At 51.6% G+C, this 23,403-nt stretch carries 20 protein-coding genes and 3 pseudogenes; 15 read left to right on the top strand and 8 right to left on the bottom strand.

All coding sequences use genetic code 11. The features are described 5' to 3' along the window. Window positions 1–35: 35 nt before the first annotated feature. Entirely contained in the window at window positions 36–776 is a 741-nt protein-coding gene (locus MYS68_RS26455) for a class I SAM-dependent methyltransferase (RefSeq protein WP_248928711.1), read from the top strand. Window positions 777–902: 126 nt separating this feature from the next. Here the strand turns inward: MYS68_RS26455 and MYS68_RS26450 are convergent, their stop codons facing one another. After that, window positions 903–1,439 carry a hypothetical protein gene (locus tag MYS68_RS26450; protein WP_248928710.1) on the bottom strand — a complete coding sequence of 179 codons (537 nt, stop codon included), beginning with the start codon at window positions 1,437–1,439 and terminating at the stop codon, window positions 903–905. A 421-nt stretch (window positions 1,440–1,860) separates the two neighbouring features. Here MYS68_RS26450 and MYS68_RS26445 point away from each other — a divergent pair, with 421 nt between their 5' ends. Continuing rightward, window positions 1,861–3,030, top strand: a complete 1,170-nt coding sequence (locus MYS68_RS26445; protein ID WP_248928709.1) for a DNA sulfur modification protein DndB — start codon at window positions 1,861–1,863, stop codon at window positions 3,028–3,030. Continuing rightward, window positions 3,031–4,200: a DNA sulfur modification protein DndB gene (locus MYS68_RS26440; protein ID WP_248928708.1), complete on the top strand. Its 1,170-nt coding sequence runs from the start codon at window positions 3,031–3,033 to the stop codon at window positions 4,198–4,200. 779 nt (window positions 4,201–4,979) lie between these two features. On the opposite strand, the gene MYS68_RS26435 is transcribed toward MYS68_RS26440, so the two are convergent. Further along, window positions 4,980–5,177 (bottom strand): hypothetical protein, encoded by a 198-nt coding sequence (locus MYS68_RS26435; RefSeq protein WP_248928707.1) that lies wholly within the window; start codon window positions 5,175–5,177, stop codon window positions 4,980–4,982. A 46-nt stretch (window positions 5,178–5,223) separates the two neighbouring features. Between MYS68_RS26435 and MYS68_RS26430 the strand changes: the two genes are divergently transcribed. After that, the gene (locus tag MYS68_RS26430) at window positions 5,224–6,630 is read left to right on the top strand and encodes an S-layer homology domain-containing protein (protein ID WP_248928706.1); all 1,407 of its coding nucleotides are present in this window, start codon (window positions 5,224–5,226) and stop codon (window positions 6,628–6,630) included. A 157-nt stretch (window positions 6,631–6,787) separates the two neighbouring features. Here the strand turns inward: MYS68_RS26430 and MYS68_RS26425 are convergent, their stop codons facing one another. After that, a complete protein-coding gene (locus MYS68_RS26425) occupies window positions 6,788–7,216 on the bottom strand; it encodes a DUF2621 domain-containing protein (protein ID WP_248928705.1) in 429 nt (142 codons plus the stop codon). Between the two features lie 136 nt (window positions 7,217–7,352). Between MYS68_RS26425 and MYS68_RS26420 the strand changes: the two genes are divergently transcribed. The 3 genes from MYS68_RS26420 to ltrA all read left to right on the top strand — a co-directional run bounded on the left by MYS68_RS26420 (window position 7,353) and on the right by ltrA (window position 11,502). Then, window positions 7,353–8,483 carry a deoxyribonuclease IV gene (locus tag MYS68_RS26420; RefSeq protein ID WP_248928704.1) on the top strand — a complete coding sequence of 377 codons (1,131 nt, stop codon included), beginning with the start codon at window positions 7,353–7,355 and terminating at the stop codon, window positions 8,481–8,483. Window positions 8,484–8,517: 34 nt separating this feature from the next. Continuing rightward, window positions 8,518–9,417: a formyltetrahydrofolate deformylase gene (purU, locus tag MYS68_RS26415; protein WP_248928703.1), complete on the top strand. Its 900-nt coding sequence runs from the start codon at window positions 8,518–8,520 to the stop codon at window positions 9,415–9,417. Between the two features lie 759 nt (window positions 9,418–10,176). Next, the gene (gene ltrA, locus MYS68_RS26410) at window positions 10,177–11,502 is read left to right on the top strand and encodes a group II intron reverse transcriptase/maturase (protein ID WP_248924450.1); all 1,326 of its coding nucleotides are present in this window, start codon (window positions 10,177–10,179) and stop codon (window positions 11,500–11,502) included. Window positions 11,503–11,704: 202 nt separating this feature from the next. Here ltrA and MYS68_RS26405 read toward each other — a convergent pair whose 3' ends face one another. Beyond that, the gene (locus MYS68_RS26405) at window positions 11,705–13,351 is read right to left on the bottom strand and encodes an IS1634 family transposase (protein ID WP_248924599.1); all 1,647 of its coding nucleotides are present in this window, start codon (window positions 13,349–13,351) and stop codon (window positions 11,705–11,707) included. A 201-nt stretch (window positions 13,352–13,552) separates the two neighbouring features. On the opposite strand from MYS68_RS26405, the pseudogene MYS68_RS26400 reads away from it, so the two are divergent. The 5 genes and pseudogenes from MYS68_RS26400 to MYS68_RS26380 form a co-directional block, all read left to right on the top strand. Continuing rightward, window positions 13,553–13,834: pseudogene (locus MYS68_RS26400) on the top strand (sulfatase-like hydrolase/transferase); the annotation flags it as partial. 27 nt (window positions 13,835–13,861) lie between these two features. Continuing rightward, complete coding sequence (locus MYS68_RS26395) at window positions 13,862–15,247, top strand: STM4012 family radical SAM protein (RefSeq protein WP_248928702.1); 1,386 nt, start codon at window positions 13,862–13,864, stop codon at window positions 15,245–15,247. After that, window positions 15,244–16,140 (top strand): STM4011 family radical SAM protein, encoded by an 897-nt coding sequence (locus MYS68_RS26390; protein WP_248928701.1) that lies wholly within the window; start codon window positions 15,244–15,246, stop codon window positions 16,138–16,140. Before MYS68_RS26395 ends, MYS68_RS26390 begins: the two co-directional genes overlap by 4 nt. Next, window positions 16,128–16,670: an adenylyl-sulfate kinase gene (gene cysC, locus MYS68_RS26385; protein ID WP_248928700.1), complete on the top strand. Its 543-nt coding sequence runs from the start codon at window positions 16,128–16,130 to the stop codon at window positions 16,668–16,670. Before MYS68_RS26390 ends, cysC begins: the two co-directional genes overlap by 13 nt. Before the next feature lie 82 nt (window positions 16,671–16,752). Further along, a pseudogene (locus MYS68_RS26380) lies at window positions 16,753–16,866 on the top strand (RNA polymerase sigma factor); the annotation flags it as partial. A 173-nt stretch (window positions 16,867–17,039) separates the two neighbouring features. On the opposite strand, the pseudogene MYS68_RS26375 reads toward MYS68_RS26380, so the two are convergent. Next, window positions 17,040–17,234 (bottom strand): annotated as a pseudogene (locus MYS68_RS26375) (transposase); the annotation flags it as partial. 158 nt (window positions 17,235–17,392) lie between these two features. On the opposite strand from MYS68_RS26375, the gene MYS68_RS26370 reads away from it, so the two are divergent. Continuing rightward, on the top strand, window positions 17,393–18,622 hold the full coding sequence (locus MYS68_RS26370) for an S-layer homology domain-containing protein (RefSeq protein WP_248928699.1): 1,230 nt from the start codon (window positions 17,393–17,395) through the stop codon (window positions 18,620–18,622). A 191-nt stretch (window positions 18,623–18,813) separates the two neighbouring features. Continuing rightward, window positions 18,814–19,122: a hypothetical protein gene (locus MYS68_RS26365; protein WP_248928698.1), complete on the top strand. Its 309-nt coding sequence runs from the start codon at window positions 18,814–18,816 to the stop codon at window positions 19,120–19,122. A gap of 545 nt (window positions 19,123–19,667) precedes the next feature. Here the strand turns inward: MYS68_RS26365 and MYS68_RS26360 are convergent. Then, window positions 19,668–20,270, bottom strand: coding sequence for a TetR/AcrR family transcriptional regulator (locus MYS68_RS26360; protein WP_248928697.1), 603 nt, complete (start codon window positions 20,268–20,270; stop codon window positions 19,668–19,670). 164 nt (window positions 20,271–20,434) lie between these two features. Here MYS68_RS26360 and MYS68_RS26355 point away from each other — a divergent pair, with 164 nt between their 5' ends. Continuing rightward, the gene (locus MYS68_RS26355) at window positions 20,435–21,460 is read left to right on the top strand and encodes an aldo/keto reductase (RefSeq protein ID WP_248928696.1); all 1,026 of its coding nucleotides are present in this window, start codon (window positions 20,435–20,437) and stop codon (window positions 21,458–21,460) included. Window positions 21,461–22,058: 598 nt separating this feature from the next. Here the strand turns inward: MYS68_RS26355 and MYS68_RS38945 are convergent. Both MYS68_RS38945 and MYS68_RS26345 read right to left on the bottom strand, forming a co-directional pair. After that, complete coding sequence (locus MYS68_RS38945; protein ID WP_248928695.1) at window positions 22,059–22,889, bottom strand: NAD(P)-dependent oxidoreductase; 831 nt, start codon at window positions 22,887–22,889, stop codon at window positions 22,059–22,061. Between the two features lie 5 nt (window positions 22,890–22,894). After that, the gene (locus MYS68_RS26345; protein WP_013919609.1) at window positions 22,895–23,266 is read right to left on the bottom strand and encodes a MerR family transcriptional regulator; all 372 of its coding nucleotides are present in this window, start codon (window positions 23,264–23,266) and stop codon (window positions 22,895–22,897) included. Window positions 23,267–23,403 lie beyond the last annotated feature (137 nt).

Here is a 23,403-nt window from a genome sequence, read left to right as displayed (position 1 = left end):
TTAAGGGATTTATATACGGTTAAGGAGGTGCAAAAGTGGCTTCAAGCGAACGGCATTATGAGGAAATGCTCGCCAAATTTTATTCATGGATGTTAGGGGACTTTGACGAAAAGATCAGGGAAGCGCTTCATTTTTTCGAAAAACACGAAATCAGCCCGGGCTTAAATGGAAGGGCGGCGGATCTCGGATGCGGCCCCGGGGCGCAGAGCTTGGCGTTGGCGCAGCTGGGTTATGATATAATCGGTGTGGATGTAAGCTCGATTCTGATTGGCGAACTCAGAAAGCATGCTGAAGAACGCGGACTGACCGCCAAGACGGTTTGCTGCGACGTACTCGATGCCGAACGCTGGGGGGCTCCGCAATCTCTGGAGCTCGTCACCTGCTTCGGCGATACTTTAACGCATTTGAGTTCAAGGGAGCAGGTAAAACTTCTGTTCGAAAAGGTGCACGACGTGCTGGTGCCCGGCGGTCGGTCGATCTGGACATTTCGCGATTATACGCGGGAGCTGACGGATACCGACCGGATCCTCCCCGTCCGCAGTGACGAAACGCGGATCATGACGGCGTTTCTGGAATATAAGCCGGAGGTCGTTGTCGTGAGTGATATCGTTTACGAGAAAAGCGGAGCCGGCTGGCAGCTTCATAAGAGCAGCTACCTGAAGCTGAGGCTGGAGCCGGAATGGGTCCGCGCCGCGCTGGAGGAAGCCGGGTTTGCCTTGGAGCTGGATGAGCGGGATTCGCGTTTTGTGCAGATGATCGCGCGCAAGATGGGCTGAGCCGGCATATTCGCTTAAATGGCGGAATTTGAATGTAAAAAGCCGCATGACAGCTCCCCTCGGTTCTGTGTGACGGAAGAAGGGGCATCATGCGGCAGGTCCCGAACGGGTGGGCCAGGGGCCGGTTTACGGAGTAGCCGGCTTTTTCTTGGCGTGAATCGCTTGGGCGATTTCTTTCGTGCTCAGCCCGGTCGTATTGATGCCGAGTTTGGCGGCCGCTTTTTGAAGATGGTCTAGACGCTGGGCAGCTTTTTTCTCATGAACCGCCTGGCGAAGTTGATTAATAGTAAGGCCATCGGTACTTATGCCGTATTTGGCGGCGGCTTTTTCCAGCTTCGCCTGCCGGTCCGCATGGACTTTGTCGCGGATCGCTTGTTTAAGCTGCTGAGCCGTCAAGCCCTCCGTATTGATGCCGAGTTTGGCGGCACGTTCGTTCAGCTTGGCCAGCTTGTCTTGACGGGCGGATGCCTTCTGGGCATGGATGGCCTCTTTGAGTTGTTTCTTTGTTTTCCCGGTCGTGTCGATGCCGAGCTTGGCCGCTTTCTCGGTCAGCTTGTCAGGCACGGGGGCGGAAGCATTGTCCGTCGTTGCCGCAAAAGCGCTTGTTCCGGACAAAAGCAGGGCTCCCGCCAGCGTCAGGGCAGTCAGCTTTTGTTTCCACATGGTAATCTCTCCTTCAATGGGGGAATGGGCGATGAGGATCATCGCATCGGTGCTGCAAAGTTATTTTCAGCCAAAGGTATGAAGAAATCGTGACACGAAGCTTAAAATAACCTAAAAATTCGCTTAACGCGGCTGAAAATGCAGAGTGCCGGTTGTTCTTGCCGGCCGATACTAAGTATAATCATCTTGCTGTATCCTCTTGCGCTTGCAGTCGGCAACCGGAGCCGGGACGTTTGAGCGAACGGAACAAAGCCTTCGGCCCGTCGGAATTGCATTTTTTTAGCGAAATTCGGTCGGAAAATGGTAATAATGCCTCTGTTTTATGTATAATGGGATTTATATATACCTATAATCGATAGTAATGGTGGAGTTAAGAGGCTAGGGCCATAATGAACTTTATGAAAAGGTGGGAATTTATCAAATGGATCATGTATCTTCCTTATCGGAACTGCTCGCCGAGCAAAAAGCGTCCTCGTTTATCGAGATTCCCGGCGTCCTGTCGCGCACGTTCGGACAGACGACCTTGACGACGACGCTCCCGATGAGCAAACTGTTCTCGATCTACGAAGTGGATCTTGAAGTGCAGCGTTCGCTCGTTCCGCAAAACCTGTCCAAGCTGATGGACTATATTATGCTGTATTTGGATAACAACCAGGGAATTTATTTCCCCGGCATCATTTTGTCGGCCAGAGGGGCCGGCGAATATGACCATGAGCAAAACGTATATCGCTTACAAGCGATCGAAAAGCTGTACATCGTGGACGGTCAGCACCGCCTCGCGGCGTTCCGCCGTCTGATGGAAACGATGCAAAGCTTGATGGCGCGCGCCAAAGACCGCCGGGAATACGACCGGATGGATGAGATTACCGAGAAAATGCGGAAAATCTACTCGTTCCCGATGTCGGTTATGATTTATTTGGATATCGATGCCCGCCAGGAGCGGCAGCTGTTTTCCGACATCAACAAGCTGCCCCGTAAAATCGGCGGAAACCTGGCCGTACTGCGCGAGCAGCGCCGGTTTTACCATGTGCTGGCTACCAAGATGGCGGAGACGGATGAGGCGATGCGCAAAATTACCGTCGACATGTTCTCCGAACGCGGCAAAGGGCCCGAGTACGTATTTTCGTATCATCTGCTGATCGAGATTTTGGCCGGGTTGTTCGAAGGTCGCCTCAAGTCGGCTGCCCGGAACAACAGCTATCACTTTACGGACAAACAAATCCAAGAGCATCTGGCGCTGGCTTCCTTCTATTTCGGCAAGCTGCTGCAGCATTTGCCGGAGCCGGAGCAGGGGCTGCTTTGCTGGTCCGAAAACGTGCAAATCGCGATGGCGCTGTTCTTCCACGAAGAAGCAACCAAGAGCGCGACCTTCAACAAATACGAGCTGGAGCATGCGCTGAAAATTTTGCCGCATGTGAACTGGGATGCGATCTACGAAGGCGATGAGAAAGACCGCTTGCCGCGCCGCTCGCGCATCATGAAGGCTTATCAATACTTGAAAGATTTTTATCACAACAACCACCTGACGCTGATTTCCGCGGTTTCGGACGATCAAGGCGCAGGGTTGACGCATAAGGAGGACGCGGTGTAAATGGACGGACTTAGCTTGCAAATGACGATTCACCCGTTTTGCGAAAAATTCGGCTTGGCGACGGTCGCCGTCAAAGTGCAGGATCTGCTCAATTACACGACGATCGATCCGATGGTGCAGCGGAAGCTCAGCACGGGGCAGCGCCGCAAAATCGCCAACTACTTGCAGGAGCGGGAGCTGGACCGGGTCTTTTTCGGACCCGTGACACTGTCGCTTCGCGACGTGGGGAACCTGGCCAAGAGGGAGGAGGGGCTCATCCTTCGCCCCGGCTCGAAGCTCAGCATCCTGGACGGTCAGCACCGCATTTTGGCGCTGGGTTTCGTCAATGAGCAGCTGCTTAAGGAAGCCCGCAACTTCGAAAAGAAGCTGGCGGTGCTGAAAGTCAAGCAGCGGAAGCAGCCGGGCGACGCCGAGGTGAGGGAAGAGCTGGAGCAGGTGGAAGGTCTCCTGAACCAGATCGAGAAGCGCCGTCTGGAGCTGATGGAAAGCGAGCTGGCCGTGCAAATCTACATCGGGCTGACCGAAGAGGAAGAGAAACAGCTGTTCGGTGACATCAACTCCAAGGTGCAGCTGGTCAGCAAGGAAATCGGCCATTCGTTCGACTCCGTCGATCCGATCAACGTTGTGCTTCAGCAGGTCGTGGAGCATAACATGTTCCTTAAGGGCGCCGGTGTTGAGAAGCGGGCGAACCTGACGGCTTACAACAAAAACTTCACCTCGTTCAGTTGGCTGTACTCGATTGCCACGATTTTGTTCAGCGGCAAAATGCAGACTTCCTACGAATTGGCGCGCAAAGTGCGCAAAGATCCGTCGAGCTACACGGAAATGCTGCATCAATTTTTCTCGGCCGTGCTGCCGTTTATGCCCGAGCAGCCCGGCAGCCCGCAGTATACGTCGTCGAGCCGCGTCGTTCAGGAAAGCCTGGCGATGTTTGCCCATCGCTACCTGTTCGTGGACGACCAATATAACCGCGAATGGACCTCGTGCCTGCAAATTTTGGAAGGCTTCGATTGGTCCCACGAGAACGAGCAAATGATCGAACGCTTCGGTACGCTCGACAACGGCAAGCTCAATCTCATCCATGAAAAATCGCTTCGCAAGCATTTGAAGCTTGTCCAGCTGTTCGAGGACTTGCTGGCAGGCCGCAGCGACGAAGAAGCGTCGGCTTAAGTTTCACGTGCACGTTCACTCAGTAGCTAAGACCCCGCAAGGGGTCTTTTTTCTTGCCTTAAACGTGGGAAGGGCCATTGCCCCAAAAAGCAAAGCGTGTCCGGCATAGGTTTTGCGCAGCAAAACCAGGGCAGACGAACGCGAGTACGAGGCACGAACCGCCGCCCAAGGGCATCGCGCAAAAAGTGAAGCGTGTCCGGCATAGGTTTTGCGCAGCAAAACCAGGGCAGACGAACGCGGGCACGAGGCACGAACCGCCGCCCAACGGCATCGCGCCAAAAGTGAAGCGTGTCCGGCATAGGTTTTGCGCAGCAAAACCAGGGCAGACGAACGCGGGCACGAGGCACGAACCGCCGCCCAACGGCATCGCGCCAAAAGTGAAGCGTGTCCGGCATTGGATTTGCGCAGCAAAACCAGGGCAGACGAACGCGGGCACGAGGCACGAACCGCCGTCCAACGGCATCGCGCCAAAAGTGAAGCGTGTCCGGCATTGGATTTATTGCCTAACAACAATAAATCCATGCCGGACAAACGCGAACTAGAAGCGAGCAGCCACTCAAACCAGGCGGGTCCAGGGCGCCCGAGCGCCTTGAGGGCTTTGCGGAGCAAAGCCGGCTTCGGAAGCCTGGGGTCCCCCTTTAAGGGGGATTTAGGGGGTGTCTACCAGAATATGATCTAATTTTACACGTGAACTATGCCGATATACATCTGTAGAAATATGCCATATTTCTGCAACTTTTTGTAGAGGGCGACGTTATTACATATGGGGTTTTGTGCGGCTATCGCGACAAAGTGCGTTTTAACGGCGTCTCGTCCGCCTGGATCTCAATGCGCAAAATGTGGGAGATGGGCAGAACTATGTTGCCCACCAGCAGGGCGTTTTGTTTTTCGTAGTATCTGACGATGCGGCCTTCCACGCAAAAATCGTGACCGTACACAATGACCCTCATCTTTTTGCAAATGAGCTCTTCCAGCATCGGTCGCACCCCTTTTCATTCTAAAAATTGTAATCGGAGGTTTGTTATGGCACGTTCGGTCCGTCGATGTTCCCTGATCTTATCCTTATGCATAGCTCTGACGCTGATTCTTCCGTATGTCCCGGCAGGGGCGGCAGCGCAGGTGAAGTTTACCGATGTGGATCCGACTCGGGACGCCTGGGCCTACAATTCGATTTATGCGATGGCGCAAAAAGGTGTTTTAACCGGATACGAAGACGGCAGGTTCCGTCCGGAACAGCCGGTCAGCAAGGCTGAATGGACGGTCATGGTGGCGAGGCTTTTCGATAAATACCGTCCGAACTTGAACGCTGCCGGCACTTTGCGGGTGCCGGGTTACGCCGATGTGTCCAGACTGCACTGGGCGTATAAAGAGATTACGGATATGTACGACTATTCTTTCCCGATCGGTACATACTGGCTGAACTGGCGGGGGGATCTGACCTTTCGCCCCGACGCGGCTCTGACCCGGCTGCAGCTGGCGCAAATGCTGTACGGTTTTTTTGACAACCGGCTTATGGACCGGAGAATGAGCGAAAGCGACGTATGCAGCGTCATGCAGAGCTTTAAGGATATCCCAATGCAAATTTATACCGACACCGACGATTACGACGACGCCCGCAAGGGAGATGGGCGTTACACGTCGAACGGCGGCTACTCGGACGACTACGGACGCGTGTTTGTGACGCTTTTCATGTCTAAAGGTGCGGACGATTGCCGTTTTGGGACGGACGAGTTTTCCAATATGCAGGCGACGGCGCTGACGAGTTTGCACGCGAACGGGATTATGACAGCCAAGGATCTGGGATACTTCCGCCCCCTCGACAAGGTGACCCGCGCCGAAGCGGTGACGATTTTGGAGCGGATTTACAATTATTTGCGACTCAATGGCTGGGTTAACGACTACACGACGGTCGATTTGAGTGCGACGCTTAACGGCGGAGGTTCCGGCGTGCCCAGCGGCTCGGGTGCCGGCAGCGGACCTTCAGGCGGCACCGGCGGGTGGCCTGCAGGTTCTCCTGGAACCGGATCTTCTCCCGTACTGAATCCGGGTGATGCGGATGGAGCTACCAATTTCACCGTACGCGACTATTTTGATGAAAACGGCACAATAACCAAAGATCTTATGAAAGACGGAGAAATTGTAACCGCCGTGGACATCGGAGACAACAAATTTTTGACGATCAACCTGAAGTCCAAGGAAAAAGTCGATCTGCACGTGCTGATCAACGGTCAGGTCGGTTTCTTGAAGCAGGAGGAGCTGCCGATCACCCTCCCTGTGGACGGGGTGCAGCAGGTCTGGCTCCGCACGCAGCTTCGCGACCCGAAACCGAACAAGGTCGGCGATTTCACGGCAACGCTGTCGGTCGCTTTATCCAAGGAAGAGCCGGTCAAAACCAAGCCGTCCTCCAAGCAGCCGGCCACGAAGAAGTAAACGGTGTCCGGAGTAATCATCCCCTATAATGTATAACACTTCGAAGAAGCGATTTATCACGGGGATTTTACGAAAATTTACTTGCCGTCTAGGTCATGCAGGCATGAAAAAAAGCCGTCAATCCGCGAGGAGGTTGACGGCTTTCTTTTTGGGCGGTCTACTGAAGCAGGTGTTTGTAGGCGCTGTAGTCGATGTTGTTTTTCTCCAAAAACGAAATCAGGCTTTTATAGTCGCGCTTCGGCGTGGCAAGGATGTACCCCTGCAGGCAGTGGGCGCGGGTCACTTCGGAAGCGCCGGATTCCAGCGCGACCTGGCCGATTTTGGCGGCAATCGAATGCTTGGCGATATCCCGGAACGGAGTTGGCACCGGTTCGACCAGTTGATCCAGGAACGCTTTGGACTCCTCCGTCCACAGATGACGCGAAGCCTCGACGTAGTGGTTTTGCCAATCGAGCTTCGACTTGCCGTCGGACATCGGCAGCACCTTCATAAATTTGCGGAACATGAAATAACCGCCGATCGACATCAAAAACAGCAGCACGAACACCCAAAACAAAATAAACCACATAAAGCTTTGGTTCACCATGTATCTTTCACCTCGTCAATTTGCTTTCGAACGAGCGGTTCAAAATCGCTTATCAACAGAATTATAGCGTATTTCTAGATTTCTTGCGACTTTCCTAGTAAAATAGAAGCATGTTAAAAGTAAAGGAGTAGACGAAATGGCTAAAATTGGCTCCCATGTGTCTTTTTCCGATAAAGGGCTGCTTAACGCGGCGGAGGAAGCCGTATCCTATGGCTCCGGCACGTTTATGATCTATACCGGTGCTCCGCAAAATACGCGCCGTAAGCCGATTGAAGAACAATACGTCGAGGAAGGCAAGGAAGTGATGGCGAAGCACGGGATCGAGGAAATTGTCGTGCATGCGCCGTATATTATTAATTTGGGCTCCTACAAGGAAGATACGTTTGAGCTGGCCGTCCGCTTCCTGCAGGATGAAATTCGCCGCACCGACTATTTGGGCGTGCGCAACATTGTGCTTCACCCGGGCGCTTACACCGACAAGGATCCGGAATACGGCATCGCCCGCATTGCGGAGGGGCTTGACGAGGTGCTGCGGGGCGTAAGCGACACGGAAGTGAAGATCGCCCTCGAGACGATGGCGGGCAAAGGCAGCGAGCTTGGCCGCACGTTCGTGGAAATCGCCGAGATTATGGAGAAAGTCGAGCACAACGACCGTTTGACGGTATGCTTCGATACGTGCCACGTGCACGATGCCGGTTATGATATCGTGAACGATCTGGACGGCGTACTTGAGCAGTTTGATAAAATTGTCGGGCTGGAGCGTCTGGCCGTCATTCACCTGAACGACAGCAAAAATCCGCGCGGCGCCGCGAAGGACCGCCACGCTCCGGTTGGAGCGGGTTGGATCGGCTTCGAGGCGATGCAGCGGGTCGTTCATCACGAGAAGCTGAAGCACCTGCCGATGATTCTCGAAACCCCGTGGATCGGCAAGGAGGACAAGACTCAGCGCCCGATGTACGAGGCGGAGATCGCGCTGCTCAGCGGCAACGCGTACGAGCGCTTCGGGGCGGACTTTTTCGACCATTTGGAGCGGCTCCATCATTTCTTCGACAAGCAGGAGCTGCATCACCGCGATTACGTGCTGCAAACGTGGGAGATTCTGAAAAACGACGCCAAAGCGAAAAAAGCGGACTCCAGAGAACCGATGGAGCGTCTGTACGATATGATCACGGCGGAAAATGTGCTGGGCGTAGAATTGAGCGAAGAACAGATCAACCAACGTTTGACCGCGTGGTTTGCGGGCAAGCATGTTTTGCAAACCGCGTAAAGTCACAGGAAACACCGAAGGAGATAGACATAACATGACACCGACTGGACAAGCTGTATCATCCAAAGCAAAGAAAATAAATGAAAACCGGGCGCGCATGCTCATTTCGTGCCCGGACCGGCCGGGTATCGTAGCGGCGGTATCCCGTTTTTTGTTTGAAAACGGCGCGAACGTCGTGCAATCCGACCAGTATACGATGGACCCGGAGGGCGGGCTGTTTTTTATTCGCATCGAGTTTGATTTGAGCGATTTGGAGCGGCGGGTGGAGCGGCTGAAGCAGGATTTTGCCGAAGTGGCGGAGCAGTTTCAGATGAAATGGAGCTTGAATCTGGCGAGCCGGAAAAAGCGGTTGGCCGTTTTTGTTTCGAAGGAGGACCATTGTCTGCTTGAGCTGCTGTGGCAGTGGCAGGCCGGTGATCTGGATGCGGACATCGCAATGGTAATCAGCAATCACCCGGACATGCAGGGGCTCGTCGAATCGTTCGGCATTCCGTACTATCACATTCCGGTGACGGCGGATACAAAGGCGGAAGCGGAAGCGCGGCAGATGGAGCTTGTGCTCGGCAACGCGGATGCGATTATTTTGGCGCGTTATATGCAGATCGTATCTCCCAAGTTCATCGAGCATTTCCGCAACCGGATCATCAACATCCATCACTCCTTCCTGCCGGCTTTCGTCGGCGCGAAGCCTTACGCGCAGGCGTTTAACCGCGGGGTCAAGATTATCGGCGCAACGGCGCATTATGTCACCGAAGAGCTTGATGCGGGACCGATCATCGACCAGGACGTACAAAGGGTCAGCCATCGCGATAACGTCGAGGATTTGAAGCGGATCGGCCGGCATATCGAGCGGATCGTTCTGGCGCGCGCCGTATCGTGGCACGTCGAGGATCGCATCATTGTGCATCAAAACAAGACGGTTGTGTTTAATTAGAAAGCGGCGCATGGAGTTTTTGGACACATGCGTCGGGTGAATTGAATAGAAAGCCGCGAGCGGCGGGTATAGGATTTTGCGGGAGCAAACATCCTTGCTCGCCGCTTTTGTGCGCTTGGCAGCGCATCGTACTAACGGGTGAAAGTCCCGAGCGCACCGCGGGGTGGCGGAAGCGCATAGCCGACTGGTAGTGCTCTGGCCGTAAGGGAGGGTGCGGAGGATCAGAAGGCAAAACCCGGAACAGGCGGCATGAACCATGTTGGCTGGCGAAGCCGGATAACCCTGCAAGAGAAGGGGACGTCCTATACCACCATAGGCTTCGAAAGTTAGGAGGACTGGATTCGGGGGAAAGACGATGACGTGACCCAAGGAGGGCTTATCGTCTTCCGCATAGCGGTAAACTCTTTTCAAGGCTTATAGGGCTAAGACAGAATGATGGATGGTGAGCAGTCATACGAAGGGATAGTAGTGAGAAAGCTTGCCGGAAAAGCCGCAATGGCAAGTGAACCGACACCAACGTTGTCGGTGCAAGCTTAGACCCAAAAGGCAAAGACTTGGTGCGAAGCCCGGAACCGTGGAAGAAAAGCATAACCACCTAGGAAGCCGTCATGTGCCAGACAGAAGCCGGGGAGCCAAGAAGAGCGAAGAGCCGGGGCTGAACAAAAGGGTAGGCCGTCTGGGGCGGAGTACCGAAGGGGAACCGGAAAGGCTGAAAGATTAGCTATACGTCCGGAAACTGAAAGGGAAGGAACACGAGACATGAAGGAAGGAAAAGGAGAGGTAGGCTTTCGTGAGGGAGTAGAAGTCCCGAGAAAACGCAGATGGCACAGCCTCATCGACAAGATATGGGCGATGCCGAACCTTGAGGAGGCATTCCGGGAGGTCAAGCGCAACCGGGGAGCAGCGGGAGTAGACGGAGTGACCATAAAGGTATTCGAGAGTGAACTGGAGCGTAACTTAAGAACGCTTCAGCAGGAGCTGCGGGCGAAGGCATACAAGCCGATGCCGGTCAGGCGCATGTACATTTCCAAGGAAAATGGGGGTCAAAGGCCGCTCGGGATACCCGCAATTCGCGATCGCGTAGTACAGGCGGCGACCCGCCGAATCCTCGAACCGATTTACGAGGCGACATTTATGGAGTGTAGTTTTGGGTTTCGCCCGGGACGCAGTGCACACATGGCGCTGGAGAACATTCGGAAAGATCTCATGGATGGATACGTTTATGTGATCGACGCCGACCTGAAATCGTATTTCGATCTCATTCCACATGACAAGTTGCTTAAGGCCGTCAAGGAAGAAGTGGTGGATGGTAGTGTCCTAAAGCTCATAGAAAGCTTCTTAAAGTCCGGAGTCATGGAGAACGGAAGTTTTCACCTGAACGAGCAAGGAAGTCCACAGGGTGGGGTTATTAGTCCGCTTTTGGCGAATATCTACCTAAACCCGCTGGATAAGCTCATGACTGAACGGAAGCACCGTATAACACGGTACGCCGATGATTTTGTGATCTGCTGCAAATCCCAAAAGGGGGCAGAGAGGGTACTCCAAGGTGTTATTCGTCTACTGGAACAAGAGCTTGGGCTCAAAGTACACCCGGAGAAAACCAAGATCGTGAACAACTTGGAACAGTCCTTTATGTTCCTAGGTCATGAGTTTAAACCGGGATTTTGGGTTACTCCATCCTCGAAAGCCAAACAGAAATTTAAAGAACGCGTGAAAGCAATTACGCGGCGGAACCAAACGGTGAATGTGGAACAGCTGATCCGAAAGAAGTTGAATCCATATTTACGTGGATGGGGTAGCTATTTTGGCTGGGGCAACGTAGGAAGTCTGATGAGAGAGTACGATGCATGGATAAGGAGAAGGCTCCGGATGGTACAGTTGCGGAGCTGGAAAAAGCCGAAGAACTTCTACAGGGCACTAAGAAAGAATAAGTGGAGGGGAGAGCTTCCCAAGATGCGTATGTTCGCATGGAGAAGCTCGCTATCCAAGCCAGCCAGTGTTGCAATGCCAAACGATTGGTTCAGAGAAAGAGGTCTCGTTTTTCTCGTAGACATCTATAATGAACATCATCCCCAGCGGGGATAAGCGCGGAGGAGCCGGATGCGATGACCCGCACGTCCGGTTCTGTGAGAGGCCCATGAATTCATTCATGGGCCTACTCGATTTTGGCTTGAGCTGTGATCCCGGGTTCGACAGTCGGTAGATGCACAATCCGTCTCAAACCCAAGCGGGACAAGGGATGCGGCAGTTGTGGATAACTACGTGTGGTGCCTACATCTTTTGGGGGTCAAGAGAGCGAAATATCCCATATTTGCTGGGGTTCTGCGATTTGCAAGGCCGAAACAATTGCCCGATGTTCGTCCGTTAATTCCGTCCGTTGCCGCAGCTTTCCACCATCCAAACGGTACTCAACCAGATGCAGCGTCTGCATGAGCGAACGAATCTCGCGCCACGTTTGACCGGTTTGGTTTTCTGCAATCCGGATGAGCATCAAGGCCAGCCAGCAAAGCAGGACATGTGCGCGAATCCGTTCTTCTTTCCGGTGGTAGACCGGCCGCAGTTCCAGCGATTGCTTGAGTGTCCGAAACGCTGCTTCCACCTGAAGCAATTGCTTGTACCCGAGTGCCACGTCTTCCGTGGACAAGGTGTCGTCAGAGGTGCGCAGCAAGTATTTGCCGTCCAGATGCTCCATCGCTTTGACGGCGGCCAGATCGATACGCAGATTGCCGCGCTTGTCGGTCTTGAGATACCGTTTGTACGTCGGATGGCTGTGTAGACGGCAGTGTGCCCCGGTATGCGCTTCGCCGTCCAGTTCCTTCAACCGGGCAAGCTCCGTGCGCAGCTGCTCCAGATGCGCTTCGCGCCGGGCGGCATCCCGCTTTGCTTCTTCCGGATTGCGAACGAGCACGTATCGCTTGCGCGCTTCGCCATCCCCCACGACGATCTCCTTGACCTCCAGGTTGTCTCGGATCGTTTTGAAACGTCCCGGATGCGCGAGTGCCGCTTCGACGGTCGGCTTGCCCGACGTCATCTTCTCCCCGGCAATGTAGTGGCCGCCGCTCTGTTGCAGTACGCGCAGATTGTCTTCGGAGGAGAAACCGCGGTCGACGACGGTAATCACACGCCCGAGTTTCCACCCGATCAGATCCTTTTTCACCTGCGGCACAACGTTCATATCCGACGTATTGCCCGGCCACACCCAACAACGAATCGGGATGCCCTCACGCGTGACAGCAAAACCGATGACCACCTGCGGAAGGTCGGGGCGATGGTCTTTCGAATAACCGGTTTTGCGAAAATCGTCTTCGTCGTCCTCTTCCGTCTCAAAATACGTGGAGGTCGTGTCGAAGAACAGCAGATCGACTTCCAGATTCAGCAAATCCGCTACCGTATGGAACACTTCACGCTGGATGCTTTCTTCCGACGTGAGCAGAAAATCCATTGCCCGGTAGCCATGCTGCACGTCAAACGCCGGAAGGTCCGGGATGACCACTTCACGATCCACCCAATCTTCAATCGCCAGCTTGCTGCTTGGTGCCAGCGCCCGATTGGCCACCATGGCAAAGATGGCGCGTTCAACCGGCATGCGGTATTCCCGGTCGGCAAGTCGTCGTGTAATCGCTTCGCCGATACCAAGCTTCTTCCAAAGTTGATCGAGCAGCCATACGCCGCCCAGCGAACGACTGCTAAGGAGCGTAACCGAAGCGGGTTGCGCTGAAGATGGAGAGGGCGCTTGCGGCTCGCCAATAAAACGGTGGATGCTGGCGGCAAGACGTTTCAAGCCCTCCATGTCCAGTTCGTCAGCGCGGCCGAAATGGTACAGGACTTTCGCTTGTGGAGTTCCGGTCACAGGATTTCGCTCATTATGGGCGAGCTGTACGTAACGGGTGATCGAACCGTTTTTATTTTTACGAGAGATTGTTCGTATATACATATCTACAGGATATAATATATACTACAAGAAATGCAACAAAAATATCTAATTATCCACAAAAATTTAGTGCCTACAGTTTTTTGGATTTTTTCGCGTCGTAGTGCCTGTGGAAAAGTCCGAAAAGCCGCGTCAAATCTGGATTTCAGTTGTCCACAGCACCCAAAAGGGTGCCTACTTTTCGAGGGTTACTGTCGAACCCGGGAGAAGCTTTTTCTTTTTTTGAACGTATCGGCCATTCACGGTCCGAATCATTACTATGTGGAAGGAGCTAAGCGGGATTCGGTGGACACTCAGCGGGCCGCGCTTCGTTACGTAGACGCGCAGCTCGGGCGCTTGTTCGATGCCATGAGAACGCGGGAGCGGCCCGTCTTCTGCATGGCATTCTCGGATCACGGCACGGCTTATGGCGAGGACGGCTTCGAAGGACATCGCCTCGCGCACGAAGTTGTCTGGAACGTCCCTTACCGGGAGTTTATCTTATAGCCTACATTCAATAGAGGGGGACAGAAAATGGGCCATTCTCTTCATGATTCAAACATACCGCTTTCTGCGCTCCATGATGAAAATACCGTAAAGCAGTGGAAGGAAAGTTTGCGTTCCGATCCTTATCGTTCTTATTTGTATGCATATCCCCACAAAACGGCTTACCGGAATTTTGAAAAGCCGATCCCGCTTTCACAGCTGTGGAGCGATGAACCGGCGGAAACCTATTTCCTGTATATGCATATCCCGTTCTGCGGCGCCCGCTGCGGATTTTGCAATTTGTTTACGCTGCCCGACAAGAATACGGACATGCACGAGAAGTATGTCGAGGCCATTGAACGGCAGGCCCGTCAGTGGTCGCCTTTTGTGAGCAATAAACCTTTCGCCCGTTTCGCGATGGGAGGAGGAACGCCGACGCTGCTGCAGCCGGCTCATCTGGAAAGGCTGTTTGGCGTTGCCGTCAATGTAATGGGACTCCATTTGGAGAGCGCGTCCATAAGTATCGAAGTATCGCCCGAAACGGTAACGCGGGAGAAGCTCCAAATGCTCAAGGACCATCGGGTCGACCGGGTCAGCATGGGCGTTCAAAGCTTCGTCGGCGCGGAAGCCGCAGCCGTCTTTCGTCCGCAGCAGCCGATGCAGGTTGTGCACGCATTGGAGCTGCTTCGCGGGTATGATTTCCCGATTCTTAACCTGGATCTCATTTACGGACTGCCGGGACAAACTTTGGATTCTTGGCTGTATTCGCTGGAGCAGGCCTTGTCTTATCAACCCGAAGAGCTGTTTTTGTACCCGCTTTACACACGCGATCATACGTTGGTCAAAACGGAGGATGTCCGGGGAGGAGACGATTCCCGCATGATGCTCTATCTCGCGGCGCGCGACCGGCTGCGGGCGGAAGGCTACAAGCAAACCTCGATGCGCAGGTTCAGCAAAGCGGACAGCACCTCGGCCTCAGGCAAGCTGCTGCTCCCCTACAGCTGTCAGGAAGAAGGAATGGTGGGCCTCGGCTGCGGCGCCCGCTCTTATACCCGCAGCGTCCATTATTCTTCGCGGTATGCGGTCAGCCGCAAGGCGACGGCCGCCATCATCGACGATTTTGTCGCCGCGCAGCAATATGATCAGGCCGATTACGGCATCGTATTAAGCGAAGCGGAACAACGGCGCCGCTACGTGCTGAAGGCGATTTTACACAGCGACGGCCTTTCGCTGAACGATTATTCCGCCCGTTACGGCGGCAGCGCATTAGAGGATCATGCGGAGCTGGTCTTGCTGCTGCAGTCCGGTTGGGCCGATCTGGATGCGGGTGATCTGCGGCTGACGGATGAAGGCCTCGCCTACTCCGATGCGATCGGCGACCGGCTGATCTCGGCGGAAATACGCGCGCGGATGGAGGAATACGTCATCACATGAAGGCGACGCTTTATTATCGCGGCAGTTTGTCCTCCTGCAATTATTCGTGTCCGTATTGTCCCTTCAGCAAAACAAGAGACAGCTCGGAAACGCTTGCCAAAGACCGGGCGCAGCTTCAAACGTTTGTCGATTGGGTTAAACGTCAAGCGGCGGACGGCATCGAGCTTGCCGTATTTTTCAATCCGTACGGGGAGGCATTGATTCACTCTTGGTACCGGAAAGCGATGGTCGAGCTTTCCTCGATGGATCATGTCCGCAAAGTGGCGATCCAAACGAATCTTTCCGCAAAGCTGAACTGGACGGAACAACTGAACCCGCGCAAGTCGGCTTTCTGGGCAACCTATCATCCCGGCCAAACGGAGGAATCCGCCTTCCTGGCGCAATGCCGCGAGCTGTATAACCGGGGTATTCCTTTTAGCGTAGGATCGGTTGGCTTGAAGAGCGCTTTTGGCGCCCTGCTGTCGCTTCGACGGGCTCTGCCCCGGGACGTTTATATGTGGGTCAATGCGTACAAGGATCGGCCTCGTTATTATACAAAAGAGGATATCGCCTTCCTGTCCGGCATTGATCCGTACTTTGAGCTGAATGCGGCCGATTACTCAAGCCTGGGGCAGCCGTGCAGCACCGGATATGACGTTTTCTATGTGCAGGGGTCCGGGCTGGTCAAACGATGCTATAAGGATCGCGAGGTTATCGGCAACCTGTACCGGGACGGCCTGAAAGGTCTGTCGCGGCGGCGGCCGTGCCGAATGGAGTGCTGCGACTGTTATATTGGCTACATTCATATGCCCGGTTTGAAGCTTGACGAAGTGTACGGCGACAGTTTACTGGAGCGAATAGTAGGTAAAGAGCGGCTATTTCGTAACGGGGAGAGATTCATTTGCAGCACGTAAACCAGGGCTTGACCGTTTGGCTGACCGGATTATCGGGTGCCGGCAAAACGACGACGGCCGTCGCACTTGCGGCGGCTATGCGGGATAGGGGCAGCCGGGTGGAATGCTTGGACGGCGACTCACTGCGCGAGAAGATCGGACGGGAGCTCGGATTCGGCCGCGAGGACCGAATGGAGAATGTGCGCCGAGCCGTGTATATCAGCGAAATGCTGAATAGGCACGGGGTTACGGCTATCGTGAGTATGATCAGCCCTTATCGCGAAATGCGTGCGTACGCCCGGGCGGTGCTGCCTCATTTCTTGGAAGTTTACGTATCTTGTCCGGTTGAAGTATGCGAGCAGCGCGATGTCAAAGGTTTATATGCCAAAGCCCGCCGCGGAGAGATCGCTCATTTCACCGGAATCTCGGATGGATATGAACCGCCTGAATGCCCCGATATGGTGATTCGGACGGATACGGAGACCGTAGCCGGAAATGTACAGCGCATTCTGGATGCTCCGGCCCTCCGGCGATTTTTGCCGCCATGGTAAGGGTTGTATGCTATGCTGCCAACGAAAAGATTGAAAACGAGGGTTTGGAAGAGAGAAAATCGGTTGCGGAAGGAACACGTCGATGCAGGAGCTTTACAAGCAGTACAAGAAGCTGTTGTTCAAGCTTGCTTATCAGTTGACAGGATCAGTTTCCGATGTAGAGGACGCGGTGCAAGATGTTTTCGTTAAAGCACATTAAAATGGGGGTTGCTAACAGCAACTCCTTTTTAATGATGCTAACGACGGGTGTAAAGGCATTACCAATAGTTGGTGCGTATGAGTTGAGGTTGATGCGAGCCCTCATTAAACTACCCCGAAAATTTCAACATAACATAGGTCTAAAAATGGCAGTACGAAACTAAGCGTAGCAGCAATAGTCATGATGGAGTGAGCGACAGCTACGGCAGCTCTGTGTTTCCCTCTTCGGGCTGCGATACGTCCGTACTGAGCTCCCAAATAATTGTCGGATCTGCGAACGGAGTGAGCGACTTCAATGAGTGCCGATCGGAGGTATTTGTTGCCTTTGCGAGTTTTCGAAGATTTTCGTCTGCCGGCGCTTTCAGATATATTATTCGTGTGTGACTTCACAGAAAAATCGCCTGACTTCTTGTATAATTATGTGTATTTTCTTATAAGTAAGTTACCTTCTAGAAAAAACAGCTTTTATACTTTTAACGAGATAGGTTCTACATTCTTAAACATATTTTTCGGAGGATTAAGATATGAACAAAGTTATATTTTCTGTTATGGCTGCAACGACTCTGTTGACCGGCAGCTTTACATTTGCACTATTAAGAGCAGAAGCGAATGGTGCGGATACTGAAGAAGATATTGCTTCGACGGATATTGCTAAATTCAAAGATGTAGAGAATCATTGGGCTCAAGATGTTATCGCAAAAGCGTATGATCGTAAAATGATCTCAGGTTATGAAGACGGAACTTTCAAGCCGAATGGCCAAATTACACGCGCTGAATTTGCTGCAATTCTCAGCCGTTCCACCAAGCTTCCTTCGGCCACTGGTAGCGATCCGTTCAGCGACATGAAAGGGCATTGGGCAGAATCTGCAGTTATACAGTTGGTTGCACAGGGTTTTATTAATCCAGGTGACTACCCTAGCGGATTTAATCCAAACACTCAGTTGACTCGTTACGAAATGATAAAGTGGATTTCTAATGGACTTATGAAATCCAACGACTCTTTCGAACAAGCATTCGAGGACACTCAAAATACACTTCTTCCTACGCCTGAGGCGATTCGCGGGGAGATCAGTGTAGATGAGGTGCCGTATATTGCGCTTGTTCGTGGAACTGGGATTGTCGGGGGTTTTGCGGATGGAACCTTGAAGCCCAAAAGCACCACAACCAGAGCAGAAGTAGCTGCAATCCTACTTCGTTACATGGACGTTGAAGGCGAAAATGCGGATATTTACCCCGATCTCAAGGAGCTACGAGAAGTAGGTCTCACAGGAGCGAACCTAGTGTCAAACAGTAATTACAGATATATGGATGGAAACTTTTCCAATCTGATTAACACTCAGATCACGCTTTCTAACAAATCCGCAATTATGAAAATCAAAAGATTTATCGTAGTAGATGCTACCTCTGGCCAACTTAAAGGAGCTTATGCATCTTTATTTAACCCCGCAGTTCAGGATTACCAAAAAGGTAACTATATTACATATGCAGAGTTATCGTTCATGTCTTTACTTGATGTACCAAACATTCTCACCTTTAGCCAAGGTAACAAGTCAAGATTGGTTCAATTTTATCGAATTGCAGACGAAAATTATGTGAATTCGGTAGGACTTGAGACATTGCCGTCTGCCTTAAATGACTACCTTAAGACAGGTGTAGAGAGAACGTTTTGGACAACTTCAACCCTAAAAGGAGAAAAAGGGGGTTATATCCTTAAAAATGATAATGGTTCCGGTGTTACCATTAGCAACAGCTAGGCAGCGAAGCTTATGAGGTATTCCTGGAGATCATTTTTGAATTGAACGGAGACGATAGTTGAATTTTGACACCGCGGCAACCGGCCAGACGATCGGCTGCCGTTGTTCATTGAAGTAACGGGCAGGATAATGACAATCATTTCTAGAAATAGATGGACGATACATGGATATCTGTGAAAAGAAGGTTAACGATGAAATCCGAAATAACTAGAATATTGAACGATGTTAAATCTTTTACCGAGATTTGGGTTAAGTCAGAATTGAGAAATATCGATTTTAAAATTATTGAAATTCCAAATAGAGATCTGGCTCGAGGTGATGGGATAGAGTCATTAACTTTAATGGTATGCCCGAATGTCTTTAGCTCAACAGAAGAAGCATTTGTAACAATGTTAAAGAAATTTATTTATTATAACGAAGAGTGGGCGGATGATCAATACGATGGAACGAACGATTCTTGGATTGACTCCCTAAGTAAGCGTCAAATCCCGCACACATAGAAAAACGACGGGATTCATGAGATCATATACACAGCTGAAAGTTACGTGCGCGCACGTAAATAGATGCGAGCTGTTGCATAATATTAAAGTTGCTTATTTCATAATAAATTCGTTTAAATATATAATAAAGTTGTTTATTTTTTCGACCCCGGCCGCTAAACTAACGAAATACGATAGCATTCAATCATATCAGCGGCAGCCTTAGCTGCCGCTGATTCTTTTACTCATTTCATTCTATAACTTATTTTCCTTCATACGCCTCACAAAAAAACCGAACCGAAAGAGTTCGTTATTTGGTAAATGTTCGAAGAAAATAAAGTAATAGACTGAAAATAAAGTATTAGACCAAGAAAATAAAGTAGACTGACACGCCGGTGACGGCGGAAGCGGTGTGTAGCTGCAGCTCACTCTCCTAGTTCTCTCCGGACGCGCCAGGCACGGCAATCAACAACTACGACAGCCAGCAATTCCTCAATGGAGGTCCCCCTATTACAGCGAAATAGCCATCTCTTAGACGCCGGATCCAATCTGCGTCTTGTGTGCTATCAGCTTTCGCTAAAATGAGGGGACAGGCAGGGGGAATGACGGATAAATCGAGTCAGCATCATGGCAATTTCGTCCGGGGGAAGCGTTCGACCGGTTATGAACCAATGCTGAATTAACCCGAACTGGCCAGTGCCAAGATAAGCAATGATATAACCGGCTGGTTGATCAGACCAACTCGAATCGGGGTGATCTTTCTTAAGACTTTCGTACAATCGAGTTCCGACAAGGTACTGAAGCCGCTCTCTGAATTCGATGGGAGCGGAGGGATGAAAGACAGCCTTAAAAAAAGAAGCATGATGTTGCAAATATCGAAAGGCTTCGGCGAAAGCCGGGAAAGGCGATCTCTCATCCGAATGCTTAAACAGATCACCCAACTGAATGGGCTCGAATATATCCAGCAAGCCACGCATCCACTCCGTTTGCTCAATCAGATCGTAAATATCTTTGTAATGCAAATAAAAGGTGCCGCGGTTGATACCAGCTTGTTGCGACAGATTCTTAACGGTTAACTCCTTGATTCCCTGATTTTTTAGGATGTCTAACAGTGCATGTTCGATGAGCTTGCGGCTACGAATCGCCCGCAGATCCGTATTTCCCTCCATTATCCATACTCCTTTCTATACCATACGTAATGTACAGTTTTTCTACAGTGTTCCTTATTGAACAGATCGGCTGTAATGTTGATTGTTCCGAACGATTGGGCCTTATTATAATATACCCCATGACGCATATCAACACGTGTTCATTTGAAAGGAGAAGGGTACTTATGCAATATCGAAATTTAGCGCGCACGGGGATTAGCGTGAGTCAATTTGCCCTTGGAGGGGGCGTTTTCGGAGCACTTGCCGGCAAAGAAGAGGGGTGCCGCATTATTGACGAAGCGCTGGACGCCGGCATCAATATGATCGATACTTCCAACCGTTATGGAGACGGAGAATCGGAAAGAATCATCGGCGAAGCGATTAAGGGAAGGCGGGAAAAGGTTATTCTGGCAACGAAATTCGGGGCCGAACCGAATGACGAGCGGAATCAAAGCGGCGTTTCTCGCCGCTGGGTTCGGCAAGCGGTCGAACAAAGTCTGCTACGGCTGCAAACGGATTATATCGATCTTTATCAGTTGCACCGTCCGTTTGGGGACGTTGCTTTCGAAGAAATATTGGGCGTGTTGAGCGATCTTGTCCAAGAAGGCAAGGTCCATTATATCGGCACTTCCAACCATCAAGCTTGGCAGTTGTCAGAATCGCAGGCAGAGAGCGAGCGTCGCCGCTTGCAGCGGTTTGTCAGCGAACAATCTCCATACTCGATTCTTAACCGAAGCATAGAGATGGACATTGTCGAAGTCGCTCGGCGTCACGATTTTGCTTTGTTGACATACAGTCCGCTGGCAGGTGGTCTACTGACGGGCAAGTACGCGTCCGGTAGCGTGGCGGAGAGTGGGTCGCGAGCGGCACTATTAAAGGGAGCGGCCGGCCGCATGCTCGATCCCGAATTGCCTGAAAATGCGCAAAAGTTCGCGATCATCGAAAAGTTGAAGCATGTAGCCGACCAAGCAGGAATGCCGCTGGCCCATATGGCTGTAGCGTTTGCCCGGACCCATCCGGCTGTCACTTCAATTATTGTGGGGCCACGCACATCAGAGCAATTGAGACAATATATAAACGGAGCGCATCTGACACTTAGCCCCGATCTACTGGACGCCATAGATGAGATTGTGCCCCCCGGGAGCAGAATGGACGGTCAAAATCCTGCTTGGACACCGGAATGGCTGGATACTTCCCGGCGAAGACCTTAAAGATAAGGTCTGATTATCAGCCCAGTCTAACGACTGGTGCTGCATCAGTCCTTATTCTAACAAGAGAGTAATAATACACAATGGCAGTCGGCCATGAAGCAAGGCTGCCGTTTTGTTGATTATTTCGAAAAGTATTGATTAAGCTATCGGTGTAGTTGAATGGCAATAGCGACAGTCTAAGACTTTATTTTTCAAGTCTTGGTCTGCCGCTATTTCTTATAATGGATCAGTCTAAAACTTATTTTTAAACAGCTGACGATTCTTCAACTCAAAAACCGCATTAAAACAACGACTCCAGTCTAATACATTATTTTCACCGAACAGTAAACGTCAATAGCCCCAGCCTATCATTGGAGGCCACTGAAAAAGTCCTGTTAACTGTTTGGTGCGATGCAAAAAGACCGTTTTCAGCAGCATTGGAACCTTTTATGCCTTGGTCGCCGTTGCTTCCTGATTCTTGCCACCTCACGTAATCTTCATCAATCATACCCGGGCTTCCATCTAACTGCTAGGTGGGGCCTATTTGACGTTCACTTCAACCATAAGCTCTATTTGAGTCAAATGAAAGTCTACGGTAACTGCGTTGTTCATGCGACTGTTAAGGAGAAGGAGATTCGCTTATCAGGTCGTTTAATAAATTAGCGAGCGGCGCCTCCGTCTCCGCCATTACTGCTCTCTCCTTGAATAACCCAATGTCTTTGACGACAATCCAGCTGTTCGGGAGACCTTGCAACGTAATTTGCTCGGCATTAAGCGCAATTAACTTGCCAAAATTTTGATACACCGGAGCGGTAAACATCGTCCGAGAGAGCATTTCCATCATTTCCGAAGGATTGATTCCGTTTTTTTGCGCCATTCTGCACGCCTCCATCATGGCTTCCATGGCCGTAAAGCTAATGAAGTTGCCACAAATCTTGACGATTAAGGCTGAGCCGATCCTTTCACCGAAATCAAAAATTCCTTGCCCCATCGCATCCAGAAGCGGCAATGCTCGTTTCTTCGCCTCCTTCGATCCTGCGATGCAGATCCATAGTTTCCGCGCGGTAGCCGCTTCGGGAGGACCAAAAACCGGCGCTTCAACATAATGACTCCCATATTCGTCATGAAAATCGGCGAGCTGCCGAGAGGTGGCGGGCGAAACGGTACTCATCGAGAGATGGAGACCTCCACGTCCAAGCCGTTCCATAAATCCTTCGCTCCGCACAATATCTTCGAGCGCGGAATCGTCGGTCACCATAGTAATGACGATATTTCCCTTTGTAGCGGCTTCGCTCGGCCTGGAGACGGATTCGGCCCCGAGCGCGACCAGAGGCTCAGCTCTGCCTGCTGTTCGATTGTATACTCTAAGCGTGTAACCGGCTTTGATCAGATTAAGAGCCATAGCTTGCCCCATATTCCCCAATCCAATAAATCCAATAGGTGTTGTCACAGCCTTCACTTCCTTTTTTCGTTTTGAATTTCCGCATATTTGGCCAGTTTTAGATTGACCGCTTCAAACGCTCTATCGAGCTCCCATTGCCTTTCTTGAAGCTTCTGCTTGTGCTTTTCCAGCAAATCCTGTCTTTGCGGAATGGTCGAATCGCCCTGGACGGCCAACTCAACGAATTGTTCCAATTCGGCAACGGTCATGCCGGTCGCGCGAAACCATATCATCAGGTTGATCCATTCCATGTCCCTCTCTTCAAAAATTCGATTTCCGTAAGGGTCGCGTTGAAGAAATGGCAGCAACCCTTTCCTTTCATAAAATCGGATGGTATGAGGAGGAATCCCCAGCCTTTCCGAAGCCTCTTTAATGGATAAACTCACCTTGAGACCTCCATTTCCGGTAAGATAATATATTCCGATTTACATGACTCCCACCAATTAGGGAGAATCTTAAATTCATTGTACACCTTAAACTTAAGTTTAAGGCAACAGCTTCTTGGAAGTGGTTGATGTGCTTT

The organism is Paenibacillus hamazuiensis (genome assembly GCF_023276405.1).
Lineage (GTDB): Bacteria > Bacillota > Bacilli > Paenibacillales > NBRC-103111 > Paenibacillus_AF > Paenibacillus_AF hamazuiensis.
Note: the sequence above shows the minus strand (reverse complement) of the source record. Positions and strands in the feature narration are given on the sequence as shown.